Here is a 15,282-nt window from a genome sequence, read left to right on the forward strand (position 1 = left end):
GCTTCCTTTTGCCGCGCTTCAGGCGGCTTGTGGCTTGCGCGTCTTTTCGCGCGCCACCAATTCCTTGGCCAATTGAATATAGGCCTGGCTGCCCGAGCAGCGGACATCATAAATCAGAGCCGGCTTTCCAAAGGATGGCGCTTCCGACACGCGGACATTGCGAGGTATGACTGTGTCATACACAAGATGACCAAAGTGTTGCCGCACGTCTTTTTCAACATGGCCACTGAGGGCGTTGCGCTTGTCGAACATTGTCAGGACGATACCTTGCAAGCTCAGCCGCGGATTAAGCGAGCCACGCACCAGGTCGATCGTCCGCATAAGCTGGCTAAGGCCTTCCAGGGCGAAGAACTCGCACTGCAAAGGTACCACAACCGCATCGGCGGCGCTCATAGCATTAACGGTCAGCAGGTTCAGCGACGGTGGGCAATCTATCAAGACATAGTCATAAACTTTTTCGCCAAGGCCCTGGAGCGCGTCACGCAGACGATACGAACGACGTTCGGCGTGTCCTAACTCGATTTCGACACCCGATAGGTCTGGATCTGATGGCAGAAGAGATAGTCCAGGCACGGAGGTTTTTACCGCCGTGTCGCCAATTGGGCGCTGATCGACAATAACGTCATACAGTGAACTCTCGCGATCAGCCTTGGGGACACCCAGACCTGTCGACGCATTGCCCTGCGGATCGAGGTCGACCAGCAAGACCTTCATACCTATGGCCGCAAGGGCCGTGCCCAGATTGATAGCCGTTGTTGTCTTGCCCACGCCGCCCTTCTGGTTGGCGATGGCCAGAACACGCATGGTCTTCTCATCTGGATTGGACACGTTGTAACCTTTGTATATGGACGACTCGACCACGTGGATCGGAAAGGGACTCGGTTTCTTCTACCTGAAAACGCCAGGCCTTGCCAGCTTCGCGCAGCTCTTCCCCCACGTTTTCCCCCTTTAAAAACCAGGCGTCAGCGCCGTTGTGCATAAAGCGTTCGGCAAAACCCAACAGCTTCGTCATCGGTGCACAGGCCCTCGCCGTCACCACTTCAACCTTCAGGTCGAGGTTTTCGGCGCGATCATTGACTACCACCGCCGGCAAGGCCAGTTCGGCCACCGCTTGCTGGAGGAAACGACAACGCTTGGCCAGGGAATCTATCAGGTAAACCTTCGGCGCTTCGACCATATGTTTGAGCAAGATCGCCAGCACGACGCCGGGAAACCCTGCCCCCGCACCCAGATCTGCCCAGGTTCGGGCATCCTGACGGTGATTGAGGAGTTGCGCGCTATCCAGGACATGGCGCGACCAATAGTATGGGACCGTCGCCGGACCAACAAGGTTCATGACAGCATTTTTGTCCTCGACCAAGCGACCAAAGGCAGCAAGGTCGTCGAGCGCCTCCTGTTTCACGTGAAACACGAGCTTATCCGCCATCTCGGCAGGCGTCATGGTGTCAGTCATGCTGAACGCTTGGCGTGGTTGCGAACGTAGAACAAGAGGGTCGTCATGGCACCCTGGGTGATGCCTTCGATCCGACCCGCCTGCCCGAGAGTCTGAGGACGGACACGGTTCAACTTCTCCCGCGCCTCGTTCGAAAGCCCCACAATGTTGAGATAGTCCAGGTCCGCCGGCAGGGCCAGGTTTTCATCCTTGCGGAAGGTTTCGATTTCAGACTTTTGACGGCCCATATACCCCGCATAAAGGGCATCTATTTCGACCTGTTCGTACAGGGCCACGGGCCATGCCATGATTTCAGGCCACAAGGCCTCGAGCTTTTCACGTGAACAGCTGTCATAGGCCATCAGTTGCATGACATTGCGGCGCTGACCGTCACCATTAACCTGTATGCCCTGTGCCAGGGCCTCCTTGGGACCGGCGCTGAACTCGCTCGCCTGGGCGCGGATCGCCGCCAAACCATCGCGCTTTTTACACCAGGCCGCCTTACGACGCTCACCGACCACACCCACGGCAAGCCCTTTACCGGTAAGGCGCTGATCAGCATTGTCGGCACGCAAACTGAGGCGGAACTCGGCGCGACTGGTGAACATGCGGTAAGGTTCGGTGACCCCGCGGGTGACCAGGTCGTCGATCATAACGCCAATATAGGCCTCGTCGCGACCCAGCACCGTCGGCGCATAACCGCCAGAACGACAGGCGGCATTGACCCCGGCTATAAGCCCCTGGGCACCAGCCTCTTCGTAGCCGGTTGTGCCATTTATCTGGCCTGCCAGGAACAGACCCGGCAAGCGCTTGAGCTCCAGGGTCGGGTTCAGTTCACGTGGATCGACATAGTCATACTCGATGGCATAGGCGTAACGCTTGACCACGACATCTTCGAGACCGACGATCGTGCGCAGGAAGGCGTCTTGTGTCGCCTCCGAAACGCTGGTCGAAATACCGTTGGGATAGACAGTGTCGTCTTCATAACCTTCCGGCTCCAGAAAAATCTGGTGTGAGGTTTTGTCAGCGAACTTGACAACCTTGTCTTCGATTGATGGGCAATAGCGCGGACCCATCCCTGCGATGTGACCCCCGTAAACTGCCGACTCGTGCAACCTCTCGGCAATGATGCGATGGGTTTCATGATTGGTGTAGGTGATGCCGCAGGTGATCTGTTTGCGATCGATAGACGGCGTCATATAAGAAAAGGGTGTGATCGGGTCATCGCCATGTTGCTGCTCCAGGCGGTCCCAGTGAATGGTCTTGCCGTCGAGACGTGCCGGCGTGCCAGTTTTCAGGCGGCCCATATCCAGCTTCAGCTCATAGAGGCGATGACCCAAGCCATTGGCCGGTTGATCACCCCAGCGGCCGGCCGGGGTACGCTTGTTGCCGATATGGATGACGCCGCGCAGGAAAGTTCCCGTGGTCAGGACCACCGCCTTAGAGAGATAGCGCTGACCGGCCGCATCAATGGCGCCACAGACAATGCCATGGTCGAGTATCAGATCTTCGACCGCGGCTTCGATAATGGTCAGGTTTTCTGTCTGGCTTAGTTCAGCCTGAACGGCCTGGCGGTAAAGCATGCGGTCGATTTGAGCACGCGGACCACGAACAGCCGGTCCTTTGGAGCGATTCAGTACCTTGAACTGCATACCCGCCTGGTCAGCCATGCGACCCATGATGCCATCGAGGGCATCGATCTCGCGGACCAAATGACCCTTACCCAGACCACCAATAGCCGGATTGCACGACATTTCGCCCAGCGTGTCCTGGCGATGGGTGAGCAGAAGCGTCCTGGCGCCCATGCGCGCAGAAGCCGTCGCAGCTTCACAACCAGCATGTCCGCCGCCCACGACAATCACGTCCCACAGGGTCTGTTCAGTCATATCAACATCCGGAATTTCTAGGGAGGCTATAGCAGATAGAGCCATCGGGGTCGAATCGCTATTTGCAGCGTTTCACGTGATACAACTGCTATTTGCCGATACAGAAGGTCGAAAAGACGACGTCCAGAACACCCTCTACATCGTAGCGGCCAAACAGGGCTTCGAAGCTATTGATGCTGGCGCGGACGTGCTCGGCTGTAAGCTCCGGAACGCGCATCCGGGTTCCTTGCGCCTGCTCCAGGTGATCCGCCGCCTCCTGTAATCGCTCTACGTGCCTCGCCCGGGTGGCCGCCGGGAAGGTCTGAACGGACAGACGCTCCGTGACGACTGTCTCGATAGCCGCCACCAGGTCTGGAACACCCTGCCCTGTTGAAGCGCTGACTTTAAGTGATTGTGTTTCACGTGAAACATCGGATCGAACAAAGGACTTGTATAATTTGTCAGAACCCTGATCAATCTTGTTAAAGACGACCAGGTCCCCGGCCCTCGGATCAATGCCAGCGAAACCAGCGGCGGACGAGTCGACAACCCATAAACGCAAGTCAGCTTCGTCACCTTTGGCTCGGGCCCGGCGTACCCCTTCTCGTTCGACCAACTCCTCCGTCTCGCGAAGGCCCGCCGTATCATAGAGCAGGACCGAATAAGCACCTATCCGCAGCTGCGCCTCAATGACGTCCCGGGTTGTGCCGGCGATCGGGGTGACAATGGCCGCTTCGACCTTAAGCAAGGCGTTGAACAAGCTGGACTTGCCAGCATTAGGTTCGCCAAGAATAACAATGCGAAAACCTTCGCGGATCTGGCAACCGCGCTGAGAGTCAGCAATCGCGAGCTTCAGCGAGGCTTCAACATCAGCGATGCGCTCCAGGATCGAGTCTGCGAGTTCGGTTGGCAGGTCTTCGTCGGGAAAGTCGATGAAGACTTCGATCCGCGCCAGAATGTCGATCAGAGCCGTACGCCAGGCTTCGTATTGGGTTTTGAGGCCTCCCCCTATTTGGGTCAGCGCCTGGCGTCGTTGCGCTTCGGACTCGGCATCGACCAGGTCAGCGATGCCTTCAGCCTGCGTGAGGTCGAGCTTGCCATTCTCGAGCGCACGACGGGAGAATTCCCCCGGCTCCGCCAGACGCAACCCAAGCCTGGTCAGCACACCATAAAGCCGGTCGAGGATGGCCTTGGAACCATGGACATGGAGCTCGATGCAGTCTTCGCCGGTGAAGCTATGCGGCGCCTTGAACCACAAAACGATGGCTTCATCTATCAGGTCACCCTCGTGGGTAAGCGATGTAAAAACAGCCGTGCGCGGTGTTACAGCCTTATTGGTAAGCTGTTTTAGTGCCGTCAAGGCGTCGGGACCGGATAGACGAATGATCGACACACCGGCCCGACCCTGGGCGGTGGCCAGGGCAAAAATCGTCTGTTTCACGTGAAACACGGCCTACCTGTTGTCCTTGCCGCCAAAACTGTTGATCGAAGCCTGGGCCGCCGACTGCATCAATTTGAAAAACTGATCCTGGGCTGTGACGCCGAGACTCGACCAGTTCTTAAGCATCTCTTCCGGCTGCATCGACTGGACGTTCTGAGCCATCCGATCCTTCATGGCGCCGATCATGTAATCGTTTAAGGGTTCGACGTCGGGCAGTCCCAAAAATGCCCGGGCTTCCTGCGGCGTGCATTCGACATTGACCGTGACCTTCATGGTGGGCTCCGAAGCAGGTTTCATAAAAACGTCAACCCGATATGAGCCTGTCATACCGGGTTGGCAAGAGGTTTGACGGAAGCCGCGTCTTCGAAGGCGGAGGCTGAGGCGAGACCGACTGGTCGCCCGAGCCTATGCGAGGAGCACGCGCGGCGCTTGGGCGCACACTCTGGACACCTCATGTCTACCCAAAAAGTGGCAGTCCACTTTTTGGCATGAGGTTTAGGTATTCATCGACTGGAAGAACTCGGCATTGCTCTTGGTCTGGCGCAGCTTGTCTATCAGGAACTCGATTGCGTCTTGAGCGCCCATTGGGTTGAGGATCCGACGAAGGACATACGTCTTTTGCAGGTTCGACTTGTCGGTAAGCAACTCTTCCTTGCGGGTGCCGGACTTGAGGACGTCCATGGCCGGGAAGACGCGCTTGTCGGCGACCTTGCGGTCCAGAACGATTTCTGAGTTGCCGGTGCCCTTGAACTCTTCGAAGATGACTTCGTCCATACGCGAACCGGTATCGATCAGGGCGGTGGCGATGATGGTCAGAGAGCCGCCTTCTTCGATGTTACGGGCGGCGCCGAAAAAGCGCTTGGGGCGTTGCAGGGCATTGGCGTCGACACCCCCGGTCAGGACTTTACCGGATGACGGCACGACCGTATTGTAGGCGCGGCCCAGGCGGGTGATCGAATCGAGCAGGATGACGACATCGCGCTTGTGTTCGACCAGGCGCTTAGCTTTTTCGATAACCATTTCCGCAACCTGAACGTGGCGGGTCGCCGGTTCGTCGAAGGTCGAGGAGATGACTTCGCCACGGACGGTACGCTGCATGTCGGTAACTTCTTCCGGCCGTTCGTCGATGAGGAGAACGATCAGATAACAGTCGGGGTGGTTGGCGGCGACCGACTTGGCGATGTTTTGCAACATAACGGTCTTACCGACGCGGGGCGGGGCGACGATCAGGCAGCGCTGGCCTTTACCGAGCGGGGCCACGATGTCGATAATGCGGCCGGATCGGTCCTTTAGCGTCGGATCTTCGATCTCCATCCACAGGCGCTTTTCGGGATAAAGCGGCGTCAAGTTATCGAAGTGGACCTTGTGGCGGATGTTTTCCGGATCTTCGAAATTAATCGTCTGAATCTTGAGCAGGGCGAAGTAGCGTTCGCCTTCACGCGGGGAGCGAATCGGCCCTTCGACGGTATCGCCGGTGCGCAGGCCATGACGGCGGATTTGCAAGGGCGAGACGTAAATATCGTCAGGGCCCGGCAGGTAGTTGGCTTCGGGGGAACGAAGGAAGCCGAAGCCGTCCTGGAGGACCTCGACGACGCCCGAGCCGGTGATCTCGACGCCATCTTCGGCCAGGGCCTTCAGGACAGCGAACATCAGGTCCTGCTTACGCAGATTGGAGGCGTTTTCGATGCCCAGTCCTTCGGCAAAGGTGACCAGGTCGGTGGGGGACTTGTCCTTGAGGGTCTGGAGCGACATCTTCTGTCCGCTCAACGGACCGGGGCCGTCCTCATCCTGATCGTCGGAATCGTTGTCGTTCTCGGTATCCTGGTCCTCGGTCGTCTGGTCCAGTTCAGGCAGTTCGTTTTCGTTATCTTGTGACATGAGATCTCTCTTGCGACGGACGCGTCAGACGGCCTACGGCGGTTCTGCCGTTGGCGCTTTACGAGTCCCCAAGCCCTTTTGACGATAAATATCTGAAAAGGCTGATAAATTTTTTGTTGAGAAGGCGAGTCCACAGAACGTGGGGCCTGATGATGCGTTTTGTGCGCGTTGAAGCGGCCCTCGTCAAGGATTATGTTACGGGGTGCGGGGGTGAAAAGCGAAGGTTTTCCGACTGGCAAACCTTATCAAATCGACCCGATGGGTTGATTTCCGCGACGAACGCCCAGAGCCATGCGGCGGACAACCCACATCTTTCCTTAACATCTTTCAGCAGCACGGCCCCTTTGGGGGCCCGGCAACAGAAAGAAATTAGGAAGGCTGGAACCACGGGCCCCAGACCCCAAAACATATATTTACCAGGTCCACTCCAGCGTGACCGACAACACCATCACCAGCGCCAGCAAGATCGGCAGTTCATTGATCATCCGCCAGAATTTCTCGGTGCCTATGTCCTGACCCGCCTGGAGTTTTTTGAAACGGACCGCCAGAAAATGGTGATACCCGGTCAGGATCACAACCCCGGTCAGCTTTACCACCAGCCACGGCTGCGCCAGAATCTCCCAGCCACCGCCGGTAATTCGCATATGCAGCAGCCACCCGCCAAACACCCAGGTGATCACCATGGCCGGGTTCATGATGATTCGCAGCAGATTGCGTTCCATAACGGAGAAGACACCCGTCACAGCCGGTTCTGCACTGTGCTTTACGTGGTAGACAAAAAGCCTGGGCAGGTACAACAACCCTGCCATCCACGCGATCACAGCGACGATGTGCAGTCCACGGGCCAGATCATACCAATTCATGCCGCCCTCTTCGGACAGAATTTATGACACTTGCCACAATCATGATCACCGATGACCGGTCCAGGCATCCCCAAGGCCTTCATCACCTCGGCCCCCAGTGCCTGGATCAACCCTTTGTGCGTTCGCAAGGCCGGCACACGGCGGTAGACGTGAACTCCCGCCTTCTCCGCCAACTCGGCATACTCGATATCCAGTTCGACCAAGGTCTCGATATGCTCGGAAACAAAGGCGATCGGGATCAGCATCACCGCTTTGCCATCCTTGCCAGCCGCCAAAATTGTCTCATCGGTTGAAGGCCCGATCCATTTCAACGGCCCGACCCGGCTCTGGTAACAGATGACATGGTCGATATCGCCCAGTTGCGCCATAATCCTGGCCACAGACGATTCAACCTGCTCCTGGTACGGATCGCCATTCTTGATGATCTTCTCTGGCAGGCCATGCGCCGAGAACAACAACCGGACATTCGAGGTATCCCCGACCTTACCCTTCAGCCACTCGCGGATCAGTTGGACATGGGCATCGATAAAATGATCATTGTCCGAATAACAACAGACATATTTGACGGGCACCTGACCGCGCCAGGCCTTTTTGAAGGCTTCGAAACCCGACAAGGTTGTCGTGGACGAGAACTGCGGATAGAGCGGCAGGAGCACCACCTCGTCCGGCTTCCACTGTTCGATTTCCTTCACGCAGTCCTCGATGAACGGATGCCAATAGCGCATACCGATAAAGACCTTGGCTTCGATGCCCGTGCCCTTGTTCAGGTGCGCTTCCAAGGCCTGGGCCTGGTTGCGTGTCTCGGACAGGATAGGTGATCCGCCCCCCATCAGCGCGTAGTTCTTGCGCGCCATCGGTGCCCGCCGGCTGGAAATCAAAGATGCTACACCCTGACGTATCCCCCATGGCAGGTCTATTATGCGGCGATCGGCGAAGAGATTGTATAGGAAACCTTCGACGTCGGCCTGTTTTTCAGGACCCCCGAGATTGAACATCAACACCGCTACGCGCTTCGCCGTCATCACAAACCCCGGATACGTTTTAATGCCTGCTCGACATGGGCGATCGGCGTATCAGGAAAGATGCCGTGCCCGAGATTGAAGATCAAGGGCCCCTGGCCCCAGACTTCGAGAATACAGTCGATGGCGAAGTCAAGCGACGCGCCACCTGATCGCAGTGCCACCGGGTCTAAAGCCCCTTGGATCGGTCGGATTTTCTGCAACTCCACGCCCAGGGCCAATGGAGTCGCGGTACCCAAGGCCATGGCTTCGATCGTCACGGCCTGCGCGTAATCCAGGCACCTGGCCTCGGCGCCGCGCGGAAAACCGATAATCGGCAGGGTCACACCCAGTTCCCGCACGCGATTAATCAAGCGAATATGGGGCTGCGTTACCAGTAGATCGAAATACGGGTCAGGAAACCCCTCCGCCCAGCTTTCGAAAATCTTCAGCACTTGCGCGCCCTGCTCGGCCTGCAGTTTCAGGTACTGCGCCGAAGCCTCAATGACGATATCGATCAGGCTGAATACGGTCGCCGGATCGTTATAGACAAAGGCGCGGATGAGGCTGCGGTCATGGGCTTTACGGCCATTCAGCATATAGGTCATTACCGTCCACGGCCCGCCGCAGAAACCGATCAGGGTCGTCGTTTCATTCAGTCCGTCTTTTACACGGGCGACCGTCTCACCCACATTCTTCAAGGCTTCGCCCGCAAACGGCGCCTTATCTCGCATCGATGCCAATGATGGCAATTCGCCCAGCACAGGGCCTTCACCAACAGCAAACGTCAGGTCCTGACCCAGCGCCAAGGGAATCATCAGGATATCAGAGAACAGGATAGCGGCATCGAAACCGAACCTGCGGATGGGCTGAAGCGTCGCCTCTGCTGCCTTTTCCGGATTGAGACAAAAGTCGACAAACCCCGAAGTCGTCGCCCGCAGTTCGCGGTACTCCGGCAGGTATCGCCCCGCCTGACGCATGAACCACACCGGCGGCGGCGTAACCGTTTCGCCACCCAGAACCCTGATTAGGGATGCCTTACCTGCCTGCATGGAGTCAATCCTTCGACGTGTCACGCGTCGTAATGACTTAAACCTTATAAAAAGAAAAGAGATTGTAGTGGTTTATAGTAGCGTGGACCGGGCGAAAAAGTGTCGCAGATTTCGCGTGATTCACGACTTTTTCACAGTCCGCTCATTTAGGGATGACTCTATTCCCACAGCCTGTGGGAAAGGCGGATAATTAACCAAATCTTTATACGCGTTAAGAAATCCTTAACCATGTGGTCGAATTGAGTCTGAATGGTTAAGGATTGGTTAAGGCATCCACAACCTGCGGATTTCCATTCATACAGTGTTTACCATTTGGACAGAATCAGGACGAATCGAGCCGTTGTGCACCCTTGTCCCCAACGCACCTGCGAGAAAACCCTGATAACAGGAATCACCAACACCCGGGACAAAACTGTCCACGGATTCCATTCACAGTAATTTTTAGCACCTGCGTGTGACATCCATGTGAAAGCGATAACCGCACTATTTCGAAGACAAGCCGCCACAAATCCGGTTAAGGAATCGCCATGTCACTGGCACCGCAAAAAATCGGCACGTATTTCCACGTCCACCTGATATCGGATTCGACAGGTGAGACCCTTAACGCCCTGGCCAAGGCAGCCGCGGCACGTTTTGAAGGCATCCTGCCGATCGAACATCTCTATGTTCTTATTCGGTCGGAAAAGCAGATGGCGCGCTCGCTGACCGAGATTGAAAGCTTTCCGGGTATTGTCCTGCACACCATCATCGATCCGGAGCTGCGCAATATGCTGGAAATGCGCTGCCGAGAGCTGGATATCCCGTCTATCGGCGTGTTGGATCCTCTTGTGGTCGCCTTCTCGCGCCATCTGGGGGCGGCAGTGTCGAAGCGCGTTGGCGCCCAGCACAATCTCGACAATGAGTATTTCGAGCGTATCGAAGCCCTCAACTACGCCATAGCCCATGACGACGGGGCCATGGCCGACAAGCTGAAACAGGCTGATGTCGTCCTTGTCGGGGTATCGCGAACCTCCAAGACCCCGACCTGTATCTATCTGGCGCACCGTGGCATCAAGGCGGCCAATATCCCGCTGGTACCAGGCCGCGACCCGCCGAACGAATTGGACGAACTGGATATCCCGTTGATCGTCGGCCTGATTGCATCGCCGGAACGTCTCGTGTCGATCCGCAAGAACCGGCTTTTGAGCCTGAACGACGACCGGCCCTCTACCTACACTGACACGGACGCCGTCCGCGAAGAAATCATCCGCGCGCGCCGGCTGTTTGAACGCAAGGGTTGGCCGGTGATCGACGTGACGCGGCGCTCGATTGAAGAAACCTCTGCCACCATTATCAGCCTGCTAAATGAGAAGCGGACCGGGCGTCTGGGCGGCATTTAACGATTTGCAGGGCGTTAAAAGCTCAGGATATACGTAAACACTAACAAGTTATGGGGTGCTGGGGTCTGCGACCCTTGCGAAGGACACGTCTATGCCATCGTCTCTGATTCTCGCTTCCGGTTCCGCCTCACGCGCTGCCCTGCTTACCGCCGCCGGCATTTCCTTCAGCAAAATTCCCGCCGATCTCGACGAGGACGCCATCAAGGACGACGGCCTGGCACGCGGCATGAGCCCCAAGGCGATCGCCCTGAAGCTGGCCGAAGCCAAGGCGCTGCATGTCTCGGCGCGCAATCCCGGTCTGGTTCTGGGAGGCGATCAGGTGCTGCAGCTCGAGAAGGACCTGATCAGCAAGTCGCACACCCTTGACGACGCCCGCGACCTTTTAAGGCGGATGAGCGGCAAGACGCATTACCTTCACGGCGGTCTGGCTCTGGCCGAGGGCGGCCACATTATCTGGTCGACGGTCGAAACGGCCGAAATGCATGTGCGCCGTCTCAGCGCTGACTATATCGATGGCTACTTGGAACGTACCGGTGACAAGATCCTGAGCAGTGTCGGCTGTTACCAGCTGGAAGGTGAGGGCGTGCACCTCTTCGAAGCCATCCGCGGCGACTATTTTACGGTCCTGGGGCTTTCGCTGTTCCCGCTGTTGGCCCAGCTGCGCCATATGAGGATCGTGCCGGCATGATCGATATGGACTCCCTGCCCACAGGTGCCGCCCGTGTAGCCGCCGTCGTCGGCCAGCCTGTCCACCATTCGCTGAGCCCTTTCCTGCATAACGCCTGGCTGCGACACCTGAAGCTGAACGGCGTCTATGCCGCCTTTGGGCCTAAGGACGAACGCGGCTTTGACAGACTGATCCTGTCGTGCCGTAGCAATGGCATCAGGGGTTTGAACGTTACAGCACCTTTCAAGGAACAGGCTCTGTCTCTGGCCGATACCGTGGCCGCGTCGGCACGGGCCTGCGGTTCCGCCAATCTGTTGACCTTCGATGACGACGGCCAGATCCACGCCCAAAGCACGGACGGCCATGGTCTGATCCGTGCTTTTGAACTGCAGGCACCCAACTGTGACCTCAGCGCCGGCCCAGTGGTGGTCATGGGCGCCGGCGGGGCGTCCCGTGCGGCGGTTGCGGCCATGCTGGACGCCGGTTCGCCAGAGGTTCGCATTGTCAATCGCACCTTGGCCCGTGCCGAGGAAGTGGTTTTCGCCTTTCCGGGCGGCAAAGTCACCGCCTTCGAGCTGACCCAGGTCGATCGCGCGTTTCGTGGCGCGGTTGCTGTGATCAATGCCGCCTCAGGTGGGCCCCTGCCCCTGTTCGATGCGCTCGATACGGCCGCGACCATCATGGACATGACCTACCGGCCTCTACGTACCAGCTGGTTGTCCGCAGCTGCAGAATGCGGGTTGGGCACGGTCGACGGGCTGAACATGCTGATTGAACAGGCGAGGCCATCGTTCGAAGCCTTCTATGACGTAGCGCCCGACCCGGCTTTCGACATCCGAGGCCTGGCTCTGCATTACCTCGGTGAAGCATGATAAAACTGGGCCTGACCGGATCGATCGGCATGGGCAAGTCGACCATTGCTGACATGTTCGAAGCCGAGGGAGTCCCTGTCTGGGATGCAGATGAAGCCGTCCATCGTCTCTATGCCCAGTCCGAACCGCTGAAAGCTGCCCTCACCCAGGCCTTCGGCGATGTCCTCACCGACCATACCGTTGATCGGGTAAAGTTGCTGGCGTCGCTGAACGGCCGGTTCGACGCTTTGAACGCCCTGGTTCATCCGGCGACGGTGGCTGATCGCGAGGATTTTCTCTCACGAAACGCTGGCGCTGCTTTGGTCGTCGCCGATATCCCGCTACTCTTTGAAACGGGCGCGGAAGCCACAGTTGACAAGGTCCTGGTCGTCAGCGCCCCGGCGCAAATCCAGGCTGAACGTGTACTGAAGCGACCAGGCATGACTCCGGAAAAGTTCGACTCAATCCTGTCTCGCCAGATGCCGGATGCCGAAAAACGCCGCCGCGCCGATTTCGTCATAGATACTGCCCAAAGCCTCGAGACCTGCCGCGAAGATGTCCGAAAGATCATTCTTCTCCTGACAAGCGACTCTTGAAATTGACCACCGAACACCCGCAAAGATAAGCATGGCCTTAGAAATCGTTCTCGACACCGAAACCACCGGCATTGACCACCGCAAGGGCCACCGCCTGATCGAAATCGGCTGCATCGAGATCGAGGACCTGTTGCCGACCGGCCGGACCTTCCACCACTATGTCGATCCGGAACGCGAGATCGAAGCCGACGCCATTCGTGTCCACGGCATCAGCAACGAAAAGGTTCGCGGCAAACCGAAGTTTAGCCACATCTGTGACGAATTATGCGAATTCATCGGCGACAAGCGCATTATTGCGCACAATGCCGCTTTCGACCGTGGATTTATCAATATGGAGATGCAACGTATCAGCCGGGCCTGTCACCCGGACGACCAGTGGGTTGATACGCTGGAACTGGCTCGCCACAAGTTTCCTGGCATGGCCAATTCCCTCGACGCCCTGTGCCGGCGCTTCAACATATCCCTGGCTGAACGCGACCTGCACGGCGCCTTGATAGACGCTCGCCTGCTGGCCAGCGTCTATCTTGAACTGTTAGGCGGCAAGGAGCGCGGTTTGGATCTGGAAATGGCGTCGGCGCGGATCGAAGCGGTCCAGGTCGCCAATCCGATCAGCTATGGCGCCAGGACACGCCCCCTCGCCCCGCGCATTACATCGGCTGAAGCCGCGGCACACGAGGCTTTCGTCTCCAAGTATCTCAAAGACAAATCCTTGTGGAAATGAAAAAGCCCGTTGTGAACAACGGGCTTTAGAGCGCAATCCGACAAAGTGGACGCTACCGCACGGGCGCTCCCGTTTTCGGACAAATTGCGCGACAAAATAAAAACTTAGAGCGAGATGGCGATTCTACCTAAAGCCATCCCGCTCTAAACGACAGTTTTATGGTGAGGCCTAGGCCTCACCGGCGGCCGCTTGATTTTGCAGCTGCGACTTTTGCTGGGTATAGAGGGATGCGAAGTCGATAGGCTCCAGGAAGAAGGGCGGGACAAAGCCACCGTCCGCGGTGACGTCCGCAATAACGCGGCGAGCGAACGGGAACAGGTAGCGCGGACATTCCACCAGCAGGGTAGGCTCCATCAGCTCTGGCGGGATGTTGACGAGCTGGAAAAGGCCACCATAAACCAGTTCGATGTTGAACATCGGGCCTTCCGGTGTCGTTGCCCGGACATTCAGCTTCAGGTCGACTTCAAACATGCCGTCTTCGCGGCCCCGGGCGCTCATCTCGACACCCAAGTCGATCTCGGGCCGCGATTCCATGCGCAGGGAGTTCGGCGCGCGCGGATTTTCGAACGAAAAATCGCGGATGAACTGTGCAATGATCTGCATGTTGGGGACCGGCGGCGAACCGGGGGTGACGGGGGTCTCAGTCATAAACTCTAGGCTCCGGAGGATTGCGCCCAAGGAGAGTGGCGCAGGTTTCGACACGCCCCTATCAGATAAGATTGTCTTAGGCAACGAAACGAACAGTTCACATTCGGCAATCTTATCCTATATAGGGAAGGTTGATCGCCTTATTAGCCGATTGAAAAGAGATTCCGTCTTGGACAACATGGTCGCCCTCATTATTTTCGCCATCGTCGCCGTGGTGATTTTGTTCCAGCTCTACAATGTGCTCGGGCGCAAGGTAGGCTTTCGTGCCGAAGACAAGCCAGTAACCGTCAAGGGTGACGAATTCGGTGATCTCACCGGCAAGGCCGATAAACAGGTCGAGACGTCGCGCATGCCGAACCTCGACATGCTCAAGACCCGCGACGCCAGTTTTAACGAATTGAATTTCCTAGAAAAAGCTCGAGAAACCTACGAGCAGGTGGTCATCGCGTTTCATAAGGGCGAGCTGGAATCCGTAAAGGACAAGCTGTCCGACGCCGTCTATGGCGTCTTCGCCAAGGCGCTGATCGACCATGTGGCGCCGGAGGAAACTCTGAGCTTCGTCGATCAGCCCAAGGCCGACATCGACCATATCGACTTCAAGGACGAGATTGCTCAGATTCGGGTCCGTTTTCTGTCGGAACTGGTGTTTGAAAAGGTGGATGCCCCGGTAGAAAGCGCTGAGTCGGCTGTACCAACCACAAAGATTGATTCCCCAAAGATACACCGCCGCCACAAGCGAACAGCCGAATACTGGACCTTCCAGAAGGGCGTGCGCGTTTCAAACAGCCCTTGGCTGCTGACCAAGGTCGGAGCCGCCAAGCCTTGACGTGCAAAGGCCTGACTCACCGGGGCCTGACTCACCGGGGCCTGACTCACCGGGGCCTGACTCAC

16 protein-coding genes are annotated in these 15,282 nt (G+C 57.4%); 6 read left to right on the plus strand and 10 right to left on the minus strand.

Annotated elements, in window-relative coordinates; genetic code table 11:
* Window positions 1-18: 18 nt before the first annotated feature.
* The 9 genes from ABAC402_RS28450 to hemE all read right to left on the minus strand — a co-directional run bounded on the left by ABAC402_RS28450 (window position 19) and on the right by hemE (window position 9,529).
* Complete coding sequence (locus tag ABAC402_RS28450) at window positions 19-804, minus strand: ParA family protein (RefSeq protein ID WP_023449127.1); 786 nt, start codon at window positions 802-804, stop codon at window positions 19-21.
* 7 nt (window positions 805-811) lie between these two features.
* Window positions 812-1,453, minus strand: a complete 642-nt coding sequence (gene rsmG, locus ABAC402_RS28455; protein ID WP_023449128.1) for a 16S rRNA (guanine(527)-N(7))-methyltransferase RsmG — start codon at window positions 1,451-1,453, stop codon at window positions 812-814.
* Window positions 1,450-3,318, minus strand: a complete 1,869-nt coding sequence (mnmG, locus tag ABAC402_RS28460; RefSeq protein ID WP_023449129.1) for a tRNA uridine-5-carboxymethylaminomethyl(34) synthesis enzyme MnmG — start codon at window positions 3,316-3,318, stop codon at window positions 1,450-1,452. The genes rsmG and mnmG overlap by 4 nt, the downstream gene beginning before the upstream one ends.
* 88 nt (window positions 3,319-3,406) lie before the next feature.
* Complete coding sequence (gene mnmE / locus ABAC402_RS28465; RefSeq protein WP_040409873.1) at window positions 3,407-4,738, minus strand: tRNA uridine-5-carboxymethylaminomethyl(34) synthesis GTPase MnmE; 1,332 nt, start codon at window positions 4,736-4,738, stop codon at window positions 3,407-3,409.
* Window positions 4,739-4,750: 12 nt separating this feature from the next.
* Window positions 4,751-5,011 (minus strand): DUF6489 family protein, encoded by a 261-nt coding sequence (locus tag ABAC402_RS28470; protein ID WP_023449131.1) that lies wholly within the window; start codon window positions 5,009-5,011, stop codon window positions 4,751-4,753.
* A gap of 222 nt (window positions 5,012-5,233) precedes the next feature.
* On the minus strand, window positions 5,234-6,616 hold the full coding sequence (gene rho, locus ABAC402_RS28475; protein WP_023449132.1) for a transcription termination factor Rho: 1,383 nt from the start codon (window positions 6,614-6,616) through the stop codon (window positions 5,234-5,236).
* A 413-nt stretch (window positions 6,617-7,029) separates the two neighbouring features.
* Entirely contained in the window at window positions 7,030-7,479 is a 450-nt protein-coding gene (locus tag ABAC402_RS28480; RefSeq protein ID WP_023449133.1) for a CopD family protein, read from the minus strand.
* Window positions 7,476-8,501, minus strand: a complete 1,026-nt coding sequence (hemH, locus tag ABAC402_RS28485) for a ferrochelatase (protein ID WP_023449134.1) — start codon at window positions 8,499-8,501, stop codon at window positions 7,476-7,478. Before hemH ends, ABAC402_RS28480 begins: the two co-directional genes overlap by 4 nt.
* On the minus strand, window positions 8,501-9,529 hold the full coding sequence (gene hemE / locus ABAC402_RS28490; protein WP_023449135.1) for a uroporphyrinogen decarboxylase: 1,029 nt from the start codon (window positions 9,527-9,529) through the stop codon (window positions 8,501-8,503). The genes hemH and hemE overlap by 1 nt, the downstream gene beginning before the upstream one ends.
* Before the next feature lie 527 nt (window positions 9,530-10,056).
* Between hemE and ABAC402_RS28495 the strand changes: the two genes are divergently transcribed.
* The 5 genes from ABAC402_RS28495 to dnaQ all read left to right on the plus strand — a co-directional run bounded on the left by ABAC402_RS28495 (window position 10,057) and on the right by dnaQ (window position 13,743).
* A complete protein-coding gene (locus ABAC402_RS28495; RefSeq protein ID WP_023449136.1) occupies window positions 10,057-10,908 on the plus strand; it encodes a pyruvate, water dikinase regulatory protein in 852 nt (283 codons plus the stop codon).
* Window positions 10,909-10,999: 91 nt separating this feature from the next.
* Entirely contained in the window at window positions 11,000-11,596 is a 597-nt protein-coding gene (locus ABAC402_RS28500; RefSeq protein WP_023449137.1) for a Maf family protein, read from the plus strand.
* 5 nt (window positions 11,597-11,601) lie between these two features.
* Window positions 11,602-12,447 carry a shikimate dehydrogenase gene (locus ABAC402_RS28505; RefSeq protein WP_031235444.1) on the plus strand — a complete coding sequence of 282 codons (846 nt, stop codon included), beginning with the start codon at window positions 11,602-11,604 and terminating at the stop codon, window positions 12,445-12,447.
* Window positions 12,444-13,022, plus strand: coding sequence for a dephospho-CoA kinase (coaE, locus tag ABAC402_RS28510; protein ID WP_023449139.1), 579 nt, complete (start codon window positions 12,444-12,446; stop codon window positions 13,020-13,022). The genes ABAC402_RS28505 and coaE overlap by 4 nt, the downstream gene beginning before the upstream one ends.
* Window positions 13,023-13,053: 31 nt before the next feature.
* Window positions 13,054-13,743: a DNA polymerase III subunit epsilon gene (dnaQ, locus tag ABAC402_RS28515; RefSeq protein WP_023449140.1), complete on the plus strand. Its 690-nt coding sequence runs from the start codon at window positions 13,054-13,056 to the stop codon at window positions 13,741-13,743.
* A gap of 168 nt (window positions 13,744-13,911) precedes the next feature.
* On the opposite strand, the gene secB is transcribed toward dnaQ, so the two are convergent.
* On the minus strand, window positions 13,912-14,391 hold the full coding sequence (gene secB / locus ABAC402_RS28520) for a protein-export chaperone SecB (protein WP_023449141.1): 480 nt from the start codon (window positions 14,389-14,391) through the stop codon (window positions 13,912-13,914).
* A gap of 178 nt (window positions 14,392-14,569) precedes the next feature.
* Between secB and ABAC402_RS28525 the strand changes: the two genes are divergently transcribed.
* Entirely contained in the window at window positions 14,570-15,217 is a 648-nt protein-coding gene (locus ABAC402_RS28525) for a Tim44/TimA family putative adaptor protein (RefSeq protein ID WP_031235445.1), read from the plus strand.
* The last annotated feature ends 65 nt before the right edge of the window (window positions 15,218-15,282 follow it).

Origin of the sequence: Asticcacaulis sp. AC402 (assembly GCF_000495835.1) — a bacterium.
Lineage (GTDB): Bacteria > Pseudomonadota > Alphaproteobacteria > Caulobacterales > Caulobacteraceae > Asticcacaulis.

What these genes read in the sequence shown, in the direction of transcription:
- ABAC402_RS28450 (WP_023449127.1), bottom strand. Translation starts at nt 804, where the DNA reads ATGCGTGTTCTGGCCATCGCCAACCAGAAGGGCGGCGTGGGCAAGACA.
- rsmG (WP_023449128.1), bottom strand. Translation starts at nt 1,453, where the DNA reads ATGACTGACACCATGACGCCTGCCGAGATGGCGGATAAGCTCGTGTTT.
- mnmG (WP_023449129.1), bottom strand. Translation starts at nt 3,318, where the DNA reads ATGACTGAACAGACCCTGTGGGACGTGATTGTCGTGGGCGGCGGACAT.
- ABAC402_RS28470 (WP_023449131.1), bottom strand. Translation starts at nt 5,011, where the DNA reads ATGAAGGTCACGGTCAATGTCGAATGCACGCCGCAGGAAGCCCGGGCA.
- rho (WP_023449132.1), bottom strand. Translation starts at nt 6,616, where the DNA reads ATGTCACAAGATAACGAAAACGAACTGCCTGAACTGGACCAGACGACC.
- ABAC402_RS28480 (WP_023449133.1), bottom strand. Translation starts at nt 7,479, where the DNA reads ATGAATTGGTATGATCTGGCCCGTGGACTGCACATCGTCGCTGTGATC.
- hemH (WP_023449134.1), bottom strand. Translation starts at nt 8,501, where the DNA reads ATGACGGCGAAGCGCGTAGCGGTGTTGATGTTCAATCTCGGGGGTCCT.
- hemE (WP_023449135.1), bottom strand. Translation starts at nt 9,529, where the DNA reads ATGCAGGCAGGTAAGGCATCCCTAATCAGGGTTCTGGGTGGCGAAACG.
- ABAC402_RS28495 (WP_023449136.1), top strand. Translation starts at nt 10,057, where the DNA reads ATGTCACTGGCACCGCAAAAAATCGGCACGTATTTCCACGTCCACCTG.
- ABAC402_RS28500 (WP_023449137.1), top strand. Translation starts at nt 11,000, where the DNA reads ATGCCATCGTCTCTGATTCTCGCTTCCGGTTCCGCCTCACGCGCTGCC.
- ABAC402_RS28505 (WP_031235444.1), top strand. Translation starts at nt 11,602, where the DNA reads ATGGACTCCCTGCCCACAGGTGCCGCCCGTGTAGCCGCCGTCGTCGGC.
- coaE (WP_023449139.1), top strand. Translation starts at nt 12,444, where the DNA reads ATGATAAAACTGGGCCTGACCGGATCGATCGGCATGGGCAAGTCGACC.
- dnaQ (WP_023449140.1), top strand. Translation starts at nt 13,054, where the DNA reads ATGGCCTTAGAAATCGTTCTCGACACCGAAACCACCGGCATTGACCAC.
- secB (WP_023449141.1), bottom strand. Translation starts at nt 14,391, where the DNA reads ATGACTGAGACCCCCGTCACCCCCGGTTCGCCGCCGGTCCCCAACATG.
- ABAC402_RS28525 (WP_031235445.1), top strand. Translation starts at nt 14,570, where the DNA reads ATGGTCGCCCTCATTATTTTCGCCATCGTCGCCGTGGTGATTTTGTTC.